Source organism: Pseudomonas putida, assembly GCF_026625125.1.
In the GTDB taxonomy this organism is placed as follows: domain Bacteria; phylum Pseudomonadota; class Gammaproteobacteria; order Pseudomonadales; family Pseudomonadaceae; genus Aquipseudomonas; species Aquipseudomonas putida_X.
On the sequence record NZ_CP113097.1, the window covers coordinates 5812208 to 5824207 of the forward strand.

11 protein-coding genes and 1 pseudogene are annotated in these 12000 nt (G+C 58.2%); 5 read left to right on the plus strand and 7 right to left on the minus strand.

The window, feature by feature from the left end; all coding sequences use genetic code 11:
• Window positions 1-29: 29 nt before the first annotated feature.
• From OSW16_RS26705 to OSW16_RS26715, 3 genes are all read left to right on the plus strand, one after another.
• Window positions 30-866 carry an IclR family transcriptional regulator gene (locus OSW16_RS26705; protein WP_267819747.1) on the plus strand — a complete coding sequence of 279 codons (837 nt, stop codon included), beginning with the start codon at window positions 30-32 and terminating at the stop codon, window positions 864-866.
• A 412-nt stretch (window positions 867-1278) separates the two neighbouring features.
• Window positions 1279-1974, plus strand: coding sequence for a 3-oxoacid CoA-transferase subunit A (locus OSW16_RS26710; protein WP_267819749.1), 696 nt, complete (start codon window positions 1279-1281; stop codon window positions 1972-1974).
• 8 nt (window positions 1975-1982) lie between these two features.
• Window positions 1983-2624 (plus strand): 3-oxoacid CoA-transferase subunit B, encoded by a 642-nt coding sequence (locus OSW16_RS26715; protein WP_267819751.1) that lies wholly within the window; start codon window positions 1983-1985, stop codon window positions 2622-2624.
• A 396-nt stretch (window positions 2625-3020) separates the two neighbouring features.
• Here the strand turns inward: OSW16_RS26715 and OSW16_RS26720 are convergent, their stop codons facing one another.
• Window positions 3021-3824 (minus strand): GNAT family N-acetyltransferase, encoded by an 804-nt coding sequence (locus OSW16_RS26720; RefSeq protein ID WP_267819753.1) that lies wholly within the window; start codon window positions 3822-3824, stop codon window positions 3021-3023.
• 127 nt (window positions 3825-3951) lie between these two features.
• Between OSW16_RS26720 and OSW16_RS26725 the strand changes: the two are divergent.
• Together OSW16_RS26725 and OSW16_RS26730 are read left to right on the plus strand one after the other, a co-directional pair.
• Window positions 3952-4398: pseudogene (locus tag OSW16_RS26725) on the plus strand (IS5/IS1182 family transposase); the annotation flags it as partial.
• A gap of 224 nt (window positions 4399-4622) precedes the next feature.
• Window positions 4623-5261, plus strand: a complete 639-nt coding sequence (locus tag OSW16_RS26730; protein ID WP_267819755.1) for a TetR/AcrR family transcriptional regulator — start codon at window positions 4623-4625, stop codon at window positions 5259-5261.
• A gap of 19 nt (window positions 5262-5280) precedes the next feature.
• Here the strand turns inward: OSW16_RS26730 and OSW16_RS26735 are convergent, their stop codons facing one another.
• The 6 genes from OSW16_RS26735 to OSW16_RS26760 all read right to left on the minus strand — a co-directional run bounded on the left by OSW16_RS26735 (window position 5281) and on the right by OSW16_RS26760 (window position 11999).
• Entirely contained in the window at window positions 5281-6081 is an 801-nt protein-coding gene (locus OSW16_RS26735; RefSeq protein ID WP_267824141.1) for a cyclase family protein, read from the minus strand.
• Window positions 6082-6152: 71 nt separating this feature from the next.
• Window positions 6153-7139, minus strand: a complete 987-nt coding sequence (locus OSW16_RS26740; RefSeq protein WP_267819757.1) for a fumarylacetoacetate hydrolase family protein — start codon at window positions 7137-7139, stop codon at window positions 6153-6155.
• Window positions 7139-8104, minus strand: coding sequence for a VOC family protein (locus OSW16_RS26745; protein ID WP_267819759.1), 966 nt, complete (start codon window positions 8102-8104; stop codon window positions 7139-7141). Before OSW16_RS26745 ends, OSW16_RS26740 begins: the two co-directional genes overlap by 1 nt.
• Window positions 8105-8131: 27 nt before the next feature.
• Window positions 8132-9289, minus strand: coding sequence for an alpha/beta hydrolase family protein (locus OSW16_RS26750; RefSeq protein WP_267819761.1), 1158 nt, complete (start codon window positions 9287-9289; stop codon window positions 8132-8134).
• A gap of 67 nt (window positions 9290-9356) precedes the next feature.
• Window positions 9357-10565, minus strand: coding sequence for a multidrug effflux MFS transporter (locus OSW16_RS26755; RefSeq protein WP_267819762.1), 1209 nt, complete (start codon window positions 10563-10565; stop codon window positions 9357-9359).
• 27 nt (window positions 10566-10592) lie between these two features.
• On the minus strand, window positions 10593-11999 hold the full coding sequence (locus OSW16_RS26760) for a carbohydrate porin (protein WP_267819764.1): 1407 nt from the start codon (window positions 11997-11999) through the stop codon (window positions 10593-10595).
• Window position 12000 lies beyond the last annotated feature (1 nt).

The window sequence follows — 12000 nt, forward strand, 5'->3', positions numbered from 1 at the left end:
ACAAGAATTACACCAGGTAGATATCGCGCATGGCTCCTAGAACATCAACAAAAAGCGAAACGACCGTTGCTGACGAAGATAAAAACCAGCGCAGCACTGTGCAGTCTCTTGCCAAAGGATTTCGAGTCCTAGAGGCCTTCACAGCGGAAAGCGATGAGCTGACCCTGAGCCAGATCGCTGCCAAGGCCGAGCTCGACCCAGGCACGACCTATCGCATGCTGAATACGCTGGTGGACCTCGGCTATGTTTCTCGAATTCCTGAGAGCAAGCGTTTCTCCCTTACGCTCAAAATCCTCAATCTGGGCTTCCACGCCATTGCTCACACGGACCTGCGCAGTCTGGTTCGCCCTGTGCTCAGGGGGCTGGTCAGCGAAATCAGTGAAGCCGCAAGCTTCGCCGTGCTGCAAGGCGCAGACGTCCTCTACCTGGAGCGTGTCAGGGCTGGTATCACTCGGCTTGGAGTGGATATTCGCATTGGCACAACGGTGCCGGCTTGCCAGACAGCGATTGGCCAATCAATCCTCGCGTTCCTTCCTGATCACGAAGTTGAGCGCATCAAGGAGCTTTCCCCGTCAACGTCCTTCATGAGCAAATCTCTCTCACGGCCGTTGTCCGATGTGTTGAAGCAGATTCGTGAGGATGGGTACATCATCACGGAATCGCTCTTCGCCGAAGGCCTGCGCATCCTCGCCGTTCCGGTCCTGGATATCGACGGCTACCCAGTTGGCGCCATCAGCATCGCGGCGCCGGCAGTGCGGTGCACTACAGAGGAACTTGAACGTCGAGCGCTGTCCGTGACTATTGCGGCGGCGACAAATATCGGGCGGGCTCTACAAGCAAGCGGAAGCATCAATGCCAGCCTGTAACCTTTAAAACGGTGTCAGTTATACGTCGACCCCGTTCTCGCTTGGAGGGGGTTCTGGCCTAGCACCTGCGCAGTGGGCGGCTGTCGGAGGTGCTGGAGAAGCACCAAGCGCCACAAGCGAACACTCACGTCGCATACCCCAGGACAGCTGGAATCTGTTTGCCACGCTGTCGTTCCAGGATGCACCCCCGTTAGAGCGACAGCCTAACCATGTGGTATCGACAGTAACCGAAAATCGCACAACTGTTCGATAAACGCACAATTTTGGCTTTTCCCCCTCTTCTGCTGCCGAGTCTTGCGGCACGCTATCCACATCAGCATAACAACGCCAATCGCTGAGTGGCCCACCATTCCCCGCACTGCTTAGCGGCTGATCAGACCAACCCAACTCCAGGAATAACCAGGAGCTCGCTGTGATCAATAAGACGTTTGAGTCCATCGCCAGCGCGGTAGAAGGCATCATCGACGGGTCGACCATCATGGTCGGTGGCTTCGGTACGGCAGGTATGCCGTCCGAGCTCATCGACGGGCTGATCGCCACTGGTGCCCGCGACCTGACCATCATCAGCAATAACGCCGGCAATGGCGAGATTGGTCTGGCTGCCCTGCTCAAGGCGGGCTGCGTGCGCAAGGTGGTCTGCTCTTTCCCGCGCCAGTCCGACTCCTACGTGTTTGACGAACTGTACCGCGCCGGCAAGATTGAGCTGGAAGTGGTACCGCAAGGCAACCTGGCCGAGCGTATCCGCGCCGCGGGCTCGGGCATCGGTGCGTTCTTCTCGCCAACTGGCTACGGCACGCTGCTGGCCGAAGGCAAGGAAATCCGCGAAATCGACGGCCGCATGTACGTGCTGGAAATGCCGCTGCACGCCGACTTCGCGCTGATCAAGGCGTACAAGGGTGACCGCTGGGGCAACCTGATTTATCGCAAGGCCGCCCGCAACTTCGGTCCAATCATGGCCATGGCCGCCAAGACCGCCATCGCCCAGGTCGACCAAATCGTCGAGCTCGGCGAGCTGGACCCGGAGCACATCATCACCCCGGGTATCTTCGTCCAGCGCGTGGTCGCCGTCACCGGCGCTGCCGCTTCTTCGATTGCCAACGCAACCTGAGGCCCGCTATGACCATCACCAAAAAGCTCTCCCGCACCGAGATGGCCCAGCGCGTGGCCGCAGACATTCAAGAAGGCGCGTACGTCAACTTGGGCATCGGCGCACCGACCCTGGTGGCTAACTTCCTGGGTGACAAGGAAGTGTTCCTGCACAGCGAGAACGGCCTGCTGGGCATGGGCCCGAGCCCTGCACCTGACGAGGAAGACGATGACCTGATCAACGCCAGTAAGGAGCACGTGACCATGCTCCCCGGTGGCGCTTTCTTCCACCACGCCGACTCGTTCTCGATGATGCGCGGCGGCCATCTGGACATCGCCGTTCTCGGCGCCTTCCAGGTGTCGGTCAAGGGCGACCTGGCCAACTGGCACACCGGAGCCGAGGATTCGATTCCCGCCGTGGGCGGCGCGATGGACCTGGCCACTGGCGCCCGCCAGGTGTTCGTGATGATGAACCATCTGACCAAGTCCGGCGAAAGCAAGCTCGTGCCCGAGTGCACCTACCCACCGACCGGCTTCGGTTGTGTCAGCCGCATCTACACCGACCTGGCCGTACTGGAGGTGACCTCAGATGGGCTGCGCGTGGTCGAAATCTGCGCAGAAATCGACTTCGAGCAGTTGCAGGCGCTCAGTGGCGTGCCACTGATCCGGTGACCAGCAGTATGCACCACCACTAAGGCGAACTGCTATTCAGCCCGCCTTGCCAGAGCCCATCTGCGACTAAAGCATGGACCATCTTCGGTTGGCATCGCCCATCAATTCACTGGTCATCGCGCTCCGTTTGGAGCCCTAGAGGCTCCAAGCGAGACAGGCTTTAATATTCACGTTCAACGATGGTTTTAGAGAATTAAAACTGTCGCGAGAAGGTCACGTTATTCGCGGCCTGCGGCCTCTTGGAGAGAAAACGCAAAACTGTCGCAATCGACGAAAACGCTAGTTCGAACTGATGCGCTAGAGAATTAAAACTGTCGCGGCCAGAAACGACGCGACATTGAGCTCTGGGCAGCTGAGAAAATCGCCGCTCATGGGTGGTCTCCCCCGATGGGCGACCTACGTCTCGGACTCTATGCTTATTTTGATCACGTCGATGTACCAGCCAAAATCAGTCTGGACGAACCCCGTCGCTCTGGCCGCTTCTCGCTTGGCCTTCGTCCTAGGTAGGATCTCAAAACCTTCCATGCATACATCGACGACCGGATCTCTTAGAGCTGGCTCGTGACTGATGGAGATGCGGTGTACCAAAGCGATATCGTGTGTTTTTGCATCGTATCGGCCATGTACATGATAGACGCGGTCTGGGATGGCTGTGTGTGATGCGTTTTGGTTGTACAGAGCACACTCTGCGAATACCCTGATGGTGACCAGGACCTTCTCATCATCACTGACGTGAGAAAGCCGCTTAGTCGAGAGCCGTTGCATGCACACATTACGGTCATGCGGGCTAGCCCGGTGTGTTTCAAAGCCCATGCTTTTCCAGAACTCGATCGAGGTGGTTGGCTCGCATTGGACAACCAGAACAGCATTATCACGGGCCTCCTCCTCCCGGATCGCCCGCTCGACTAATGCACGACCTATCCCATGCCGCTTCCGGTCTGACTTGACCTGTAGAATGGAGCCTAGCGATATCCCACGGATTAAAAAGCCGACCGGACCTTCTTGATCTACCCAGACCAACATCTGTCCTTCGGAGCAGGCTTCCTCGATCATCCGCCAATTATGGATAAATCCCTGTTCCCCTCGCACTTCGAGAGCAAGCCATTCCCTGATGAATGGCAAGTCGATCTTTCGGCCTTTGCGCACCCCTCTGCGCTGAGATGGTCGTTTCTCTATCGGTCGATTGGTCGGGTTGGTCATAACGTTCCTAGGCTGGAGACGAGAGCAGATACAAACGGATAATGGCCTGTCGTCCCAAGAATTTCACCTACGCTACGAGCCTTGTCAGCCAGCTTTGCTTCTATCCATAAACGCCAGATGAGAAGCGAAGAACCCTACGCAAGTGCGAAGAGACAATGGTAAAGCCATTCGCAGCGTCTGCCGGCAGTTCGTTGTGCTTTGCCGCAATCTCAATCTTTTCTCCCAATCAATCATCGCCATCGACGGCAGCAAATTCAAAGCCGTGAATAACCGCGACCGCAATTTCACTCAAGGCAAAGTGAAGGCGCACATGCAGCAGATCGAGCAGAGCATCGACCGCTATCTAGCGGCAATGGATTCAGCGGATCGGGCAGCGCCGGCAGTGGCCGAGGCCAAGACCGAGCGGTTGAAAGACAAAGTCGAAAAACTGAAACAGCAGATGCAAAAACTCAAGGACATCGAGGCGCAGCCTCAAGCCAGTCCCGATCAGCAAATCTCGCTTACCGATCCAGATGCCCGTTCAATTGCCACAAGCGGCCGAGGCTCTGGCACAGTTGGGTACAATGTACAAACTGAATTGCCTCCTCTTTCCTAAACATTCTTTAAATCCTGGGTCGGGGTACTGTCTGGTTCCTAATGATGTTTACTGCTCTCAATCTCACCGGTGTCTACCGCTTTCCGGTTACACTACGTCCAGCGAGACCGATCACTACCTCCAGTGAGCTGCCGTGTATTTTTGGAGTGCATGTTCTAGAATGCCGGTAGCTATTCGCCGTTCGTGAGTAATCTGGAGACCCCATGCCCATTTCCGTTGAATCAAACGCTCCTCAGCAAGATCGCAGTCGCGCTTCACTTGAGCGTCTGATGTGGGCCACGAGGGAAATTCTTCAGGAAGGTACTTTCGAGCAGCTCACTATTGCAGGCATCAGCAAGCGCTCGAAGGTGTCGGTAGGCTCGATATATGCGCGTTTCAAAGGAAAGGACGAACTCTTCCTCGCGGTGATGATCGAGGTCATGAAGGAGATGGAGGTCGAGTGGTTCGACGAACTCGCCAAGCTGAAGAAACGCAACCTGTCCCTTGAGCGACTCGTGCCCGCACTGATCGAATCCCTGGCCGAACATCTGCGCAAACACGCCAGCATTCTAAAGCCGTTCATGACCAAAGCTAGCGACCCGCGAGTGGCCGCTTGTGGCAAAGCTACACACTTGAAAGCCGAGAAGTCGTTCTGCGACACAGTGCTTGCACTCAAGGATCAGATCACCCATCCCGAGCCTGAGCGTGCGGTAGGCATGAGTTTCGTCATCGCCTACTCCACGCTGGCCCGCTTTCTCGGCCTGGGGTCCGCTGCCGAAGCTGCTGGCGAAGGCAATTGGGCCTACCTCAAGACAGATCTTGGGCAAATGTGCCTGGGCTTTTTGCGCCAGCCGCGCGCCTGATGCCGTACAGGCATCAGCCTTACTGAGGCAGCAACGCAACGGCCCTTACAAAACCGGCGGAGGCGGCGCGGATCTTGTAAGGAAAGCAACTGACCCAGAACCCTTTGTCAGGCAGGCTTTCTAGGTTAGAAAGCTTTTCCATTTGCCCGTAACCGATATCTCGCCCGGCCTTGTGGCCTTCCCAGATTATCGAGGCATCGCGACTTTGAGCGAAACGTGCCCGAGTGTGGCTGAACGGCGCGTCCCAGCTCCAGGCATCGGTGCCCACCACCCTGACGCCCTGCTCGAGCAACCAGAGCGTGGCCTCACGGCCGATGCCTACGCCGGCCTCCAGATAGCCGGGCTGACCGAACAGCTGACCTGCCCGGGTGTTCACCAGCACGATATCCAATGGCTGCAAGCGATGCCCGATGCGCTCCTGCTCGGCCTCAACCTCCTCTGCAGTGACCACGTGGCCGTCGGGCAGGTGGCGAAAGTCAAGCTTGATCCCGGGACGCAAGCACCACTCAAGCGGCAGCTCGTCGATACCGAAAGCCGGCCGCACTCCGGTTTCCAGAGCGTGATCAGTGGTGGACGCGTAATGCCATGGCGCATCCATATGCGTGCCGCTGTGGGTAGTGATCTGCAGACGCTCGGCCGCCCATGACTCATCCCCCGGCAGGTCGCCCTTGTTCAACCCTGGGAACATAGCGGCCATTTCCGGCCAGCCCTGTTGATGGTCCATATACTCAATGCGAGGAAGTAATGGCGGTGGGTCGGTATACGGGTTGTTGTCCAGCGTGACGGAGATATCGATCATCCGGCACTTGCTCAAATCCATCATGGCGGGGCTCCAGTATTTAAGGCAGGCGGCCGCTTTACTGGCCGCGTGCGATAGTTTCGCGAACGCGATCAGACGAGATGCCCGGGCGCGACTACCTGTTGGTCGATGGTGCCGAATGGCGCATTGCCAGAAGGGTCGACTGCCTCCATATATATGCGATCGCCCCATTGCATGAAGCGAGTCAGTGGCATTCCAGCAATTTGATCCATGGCGCGACGCTCGGAAATGCAGGTACAACCAGTCTCTGCGTCGGGATTGGAGACGGTACCGGAACCGATCAACGCGCCAGCCCTTAACCGCCGCGTCAGTGCCGCGTGGGCAATTAGCTGCGAGAAACTGAAATGCATCTGGCTAGCACATGGATGGCCGAACCACTGGCCGTTCCAGTGCACCTGAAGGCGCAGGTGGACACGTCCGTCAACCCAGCTACCTCCCAGTTCATCTGGGGTAATGGCTACCGGCGCAAAGCTGGTCGAGGGTTTGGCCTGTAGAAAGCCGAATCCAGTCTTCATCTCTCTTGGAGCAAGCGCCCTCAAACTGACATCGTTAAGCTGTAAGAGCAGTTTGATATGCCCGGCAGCGTCATCCGCGGAACACGCCATGGGCACGTCATCGAGCAGCACCGCGAACTCGCCCTCGAAATCGAGACCATGCTCTGGCTCTTTCAACTCGATGGGATCACGCGGCCCCAGAAAGTCATCGGAGCACCCCTGGTACATCAGCGGAATCCGTTCGACATCGGCAATCGGTGGCAGTTTGAACGCCTGCTGCATCAGCTCGCCATGGTTGAGGAATGCCGACCCATCACACCACTGATAGGCCCGCGGCAATGGTGCCATGGCCTGCGCAGGGTCGAAGGCGAACGCCTCGGCCAGCTCCCCGCGTTCGAGAGCCTCGTAGCGCAACTGCAGAACAGGGGCCAGTTCATCCCAGTGCTCGATGAGCTGTTGCAGTGTCTTGGCGATGGGTAACGCCGGGATGGCGCGCGTGAGGTCACGCGACACCACCACCAAACGGCCGTCCCGACTACCGTCCTTGAGTGTCGCCAACTTCATCAGTGCGCCTCCGATGTTCCGTCAGGTTTACCGACACCCGGAGGTGGTCCGCCGGGCGCCCATTTGGTCGCATGGGCAAACAGGAATATCTGGGAGCTATCGGCCCCTGGTGGGTACTCACGGGCGGACCACTGGTCATCGTGCAGGTCCATGTCGGCGTCGTACTCCACGTGGCAGCCCAGCGGGCTGTTGAAGTACCAGAACCAGTTAGAGCCCATATGATGACGGCCCGGCCCCCAAAATGAGCTGTAGCCTTTCTCGACAAAGCGGGTACCCGCCAACATGACTTCTGTCGGCCCGCCCATATGGAAGGTGAAATGCTCGATACCCTTGAGAAACGGTGGCGTCTGAATCAGGAACAGGGTGTGGTGATCCTGTGTACCGGCTGGCCGCAGGAACGGACCAACGTGAGAGAAGCGGTCGGTACAGACGAAGCCCAGACGCTTGTAGAAGGCCTCGGCACGCGCATGATCGGGAACGAAATAGACCACGTGGGAAAGGCTGCGCGGCAACGCAGGGATGTCCGCGTGAACCCCCAGTTCATTGACCGGGCGATGAGGTTTGTCACCCGGTGCGTTGACCGCTTCGGCAGCCAGGACGATGGGCCGCCGGCAGCTGATCTGGAAACCCAGAGCGAAACCCATGTCATCTACGCAGCGCAGCACTCCATCGTCGCCCCACTGCACGGCACGGTCTTTTTTCATCTCAGTGGCGATCGCTTGCAAGTCCTTCTCGTCGGCCACGCCATACACGGTTTCGCGCAGCTGGGTAGCGGTTTCCATAGGTGCCGGCAGCCTTGCATCGTCACGCTTGCGCAGTACCACGCCGGTGCCATCCAGCGCCTCGAAACGGCCACCGGTTCCGTCGACGTCCACAGGCGTCAGGCCGTAATCGGTGAGATATCGAATGCAGGTATCGAGGTCGTCGACCCCAAAGACCAGATAATCGGGTCCGATGATATTCATGACGTTCTCGCTCTTGTTATTGAATGATCAGGCAATACGTGCGCCGAGTACCTGGGCGACCCAGTCAGCGATGAAGTGCCCGGCGTTGATTGAGTTGTCGAAGCTCGAGTGCTGAACCCCGCCTTCACGCTCGGTGAAAATCTTCAGTTCACGCCGAGGGCTGTTGACCAGTTGCTCGTAAGTCCGGTGCGCCCACTTGAGCGGAATCTGTGAGTCCTTTTCGCCATGGGTGACGAGAAACGGCACACGAATGCGATCCAAGATGCCGTCCAGATGCACCTGTTCCGCGATCTTCATGAAGCTCTCGATATCATCGCCGCCCCATACCCAGCGCACGTGATCCCAGTAATGAGGAACCGGGAAACTGCCCTCGCGCTCCAGGCGGCGACGCTGCACATCGCGCCAATCATGGTTGGCGCCCCACACCACGCCGCAGGCGAAGCGTGGCTCGAATGCCACCGCACGGGGGCAGTAGTAGCCGCCCAGGGAAACGCCTTCCATACCGATACGCTGGCTGTCGACATCCTCGCGGGTTTCCAGGTAATCCACGATCACACTGGCCCAATGTTCGGCGTCGTAACGTGCCTTGAGGCCATGTAGGCGCAAGGCTTCCCCCGTGCCGGGCTGATCGACCACCAAAGACGAAACACCTCGCCGCGCCAGCCACTGCGGCAGGCCTACGCGGTATTTGAGTTCCTTGCTCGAATCCAGGCCGTTGACCTGCACCAGAATGGGCGCGCGCCCGCTGACGCCTTCGGCCTGAACGTACAATGCGCTGAGCACCACGCCCTCATAAGGAATTTCTACTCGCTCGCAATTTTCTGCGGTCAACGCGATACCGCGAGCGAATACCTCCTGAAAGCGCTGATAAAGCGCGAGGCGCCCAGGTGCGCCATGACCCTGCAGGCGTTCGCAGGTCATGTAGTAAATGGCAGCACGGTTATACTTTTCACCGGCTGACAGCAAGCGTCCTGCCGCCTCATCCTCCACGGCCAACTCGCAGAGCTTGTCCGCCATGTCCGACCAGCTCTGGCGAAACGCTTGCACCCCGGTCGCGTCGGGCTTTCTGGACGCCTCCAGCAATGGGGCGCACATCTGTTGGATCTCGCCAATCCGGGCGCCCATTTCGATGGCCAGGTCGACCGCGAGATTCCACGGGTAGTTATCAGGGAAAAAGCGAAACATGGATAAAGGTCCTTTGACGGCAGCCAAAACAAAAGAAACAGTGAATCACATTTATAGAACTAGTACTCTAGTTCTTTATAGGGTGCGCAAGCGCCTCAGGGTCAAATTCGACATGCTGGGTGGCCCACCAAGCGCACACCCCGCTTGCCAGCGCTCCGAGGGCCACGGCACAGGCCAAGCCCAGACCGCTACCAGCCAGCAGCGGTGCCAGCCACGCAGTGACGGCGGCGAATACCAGCGTCTGTTCGAATGAGAGCAACGAATTGGAGAGCCCGCGATGCTGTTGATAGCGCTCGGTCGCCATCAATATCAGGCACGGGTTGATCAGCGCCAACCCGAAGGTTGTCAGGCCCAAGGGCAAAACCAACCAGGGCAACACCGGCTCGAAGGCCAGCCAATAGCCGACATTGAGAAAGCTGGCGGCCAGCAGAATCGCGTACCCCAAACCCAATTGCCGGCAACGGGATAGCCGCCGAGCTAACCAGCCACAGAAAGCCGAACCGAGCACCATGCCAGCCACCAAGGGTACGAACAGCCAGCCGAATGCGGTCACCGGCAAGCCGAGTACGTCCATCACGAAGCTGGCGGAGGCACCGATGTAGAGCGAGAAAACAAAAAAGGCCAGTGCACCGGCGATCACCGGCAACTGGAACCCTGCGTCACTGCTCGTACGTAAATAGGAGAGCAGCAGCGGACGCATCCTCAGCACCTGGCGTAACTCCGTCGCTAGGCTTTCTGCCAGATAGCGATAACAGCAAACGAACAGCAGCGCTGCGAAAGCGGCCTGGAAAATAAAGATAGAGCGCCAGCCAAACGACTCCAGTATCCAGCCTCCCAGTATGGGAGCGAGCGCCGGAGCCAAGGCGAAAACCATGATCAGTTGCGACATTGCTCGCTGAGTATCGACGCCGCGGGTCATATCCAGCACCACGGCGCGTGCAACGACTCCTCCGGCACCGGCACTCAGGCCTTGTAAGGCACGCCACGCCAGCAGGCCTTCATGACTCGCCGCTAGCGCTACGCCCAGCGCCGCAAGGGCGTGGATGGCAGTCGCCCATAGCAGCACAACTCGACGGCCGAAAACATCTGAAAGCGTGCCGTAGAACAGCATCATGATGGCCAGGCACGCCAGGTAAAGCCCCAGCGTTTGCTGGATCACCAAACGCGATACCTGAAGTTCGGCGCTCATTGCCCCGAAGGCGGGAAGGTACATGTCGATGCCCAATGGCCCGAGAATGGATAACCCGCCCAGTAGGACAATTATTGACACCTTCATGCATCTCTCCCTCATGGGTAAGCAGGATCAGAACGAGAAATTCAGACCGCTCTGGTAGATCAGGGCGTCATCCAGTGCTGGCGCGAACGATGGTCCCTCCTGGTAAGTCAGGCCGTTAACCCAATAGATGCCTCGGCTCAGTCGCGCTGCGTACGACAAGGACAGTGCCGTGGACGTACGTTCGGCATCGCCGCCACTGCGCTCGACGTTATTGTGCGCATAGGTGCTGAAATAGTTGCGGGTGAAGCCCAGGGACACCATGTCGCGCTGCCGGCTATCGAAGGGACCGATATAGAACGCCGTCAGCTGGAAGTCCTTGTTGTACAAGTTGCGATCTTCCGGGGCGTAGTTGACCTTCGCATCCAGATACAGACCGCGAGGGCCAGAGCCGTTGGGCTGTGTGACCTGCTTGGTGACGGCCGCATAGGCACCATAGTTGTTGTTGGTCATGCCGCCATTGCGGTAATCGGTGTACTTGCTGGTGTTATGGATAGCCCCGACGCGAGCCCAGAACGCTTTCTGATCCTGGCCCGCGTTGACCTTGTAGCCAAACTCATCGACCACCACAGCGCGTGATCCCTTGACCTTGAACTCGAAGCCTGAGGGGTTTTCGTCGAGGTCATACTGGAAGCGATTCGGGCTGGCGCTACGCGCGACGGTGGCGCGGTTGTACCAGCGTTTGCTCTGATCCTTGACGGTAACGGTTACCGCAGGGCTTGGCGTGAATAGCGATAAACCCACCTGAACAGGAATGACACTGGCTGGGCCGAGCGCCGCCGCCGACGAGTTGCCACCCAACACCATGCCGTAGTATTCGCGGATTAGGTTGTAGTAGCCGTACTGGAGCTCCAGTTGGCCGTCATAGAAACGCTGGTTAACAGCGAAGCTGGACATGGTCAGGAAGTTCGGGTTACCCGTTCGGTAGCTACCCGATTCCCAGGTAGCCCCTAAAACAAACTGGGCATCCCCGCCCCACCCCACACGGGTCAGATCGTAGGTGAGCTTCAACGCAGTGGACTGGCGATACGTCGGGTTCTGCCCGTTGTAGCTCTGCGTAGAGGAGTTATTGCCCAGCAGATCATAGCGGTAATTGGGACTGAAAGCGGCAGCAAAGCCGAAACCGTTATCGGCCAGCGCCGCGCGCAGACCGAATAACTCCGGCGAGATGGTTTCGCAAGGCGGAGTTTGCGAAAGCACTGCCTCGGTTCTAACCACATAACGCTGGTAACGCTCGCATTGGCTGGCGGCAGCCGGCATGGCACTTTGTGGGGTGCCTGGGGCAACGCCGGCATTCGTATCTGTGGCTGTTGGGGGGGCAGCAAAAACCAGGGGGGCGGTACTCAAGGCGACAAGGGCACAGACTGTTTTCATCGATTGCATTTTTATTATTTCCATCACGCTGTTTATCGGCGAACGGGTTTCATCGAGACGCAAC

Excerpts from the sequence above, each read along its gene's own strand:
- OSW16_RS26705 (WP_267819747.1), top strand. The coding sequence starts at position 30 with ATGGCTCCTAGAACATCAACAAAAAGCGAAACGACCGTTGCTGACGAA.
- OSW16_RS26715 (WP_267819751.1), top strand. The coding sequence starts at position 1,983 with ATGACCATCACCAAAAAGCTCTCCCGCACCGAGATGGCCCAGCGCGTG.
- OSW16_RS26720 (WP_267819753.1), bottom strand. The coding sequence starts at position 3,824 with ATGACCAACCCGACCAATCGACCGATAGAGAAACGACCATCTCAGCGC.
- OSW16_RS26730 (WP_267819755.1), top strand. The coding sequence starts at position 4,623 with ATGCCCATTTCCGTTGAATCAAACGCTCCTCAGCAAGATCGCAGTCGC.
- OSW16_RS26735 (WP_267824141.1), bottom strand. The coding sequence starts at position 6,081 with ATGGATTTGAGCAAGTGCCGGATGATCGATATCTCCGTCACGCTGGAC.
- OSW16_RS26740 (WP_267819757.1), bottom strand. The coding sequence starts at position 7,139 with ATGAAGTTGGCGACACTCAAGGACGGTAGTCGGGACGGCCGTTTGGTG.
- OSW16_RS26745 (WP_267819759.1), bottom strand. The coding sequence starts at position 8,104 with ATGAATATCATCGGACCCGATTATCTGGTCTTTGGGGTCGACGACCTC.
- OSW16_RS26750 (WP_267819761.1), bottom strand. The coding sequence starts at position 9,289 with ATGTTTCGCTTTTTCCCTGATAACTACCCGTGGAATCTCGCGGTCGAC.
- OSW16_RS26755 (WP_267819762.1), bottom strand. The coding sequence starts at position 10,565 with ATGAAGGTGTCAATAATTGTCCTACTGGGCGGGTTATCCATTCTCGGG.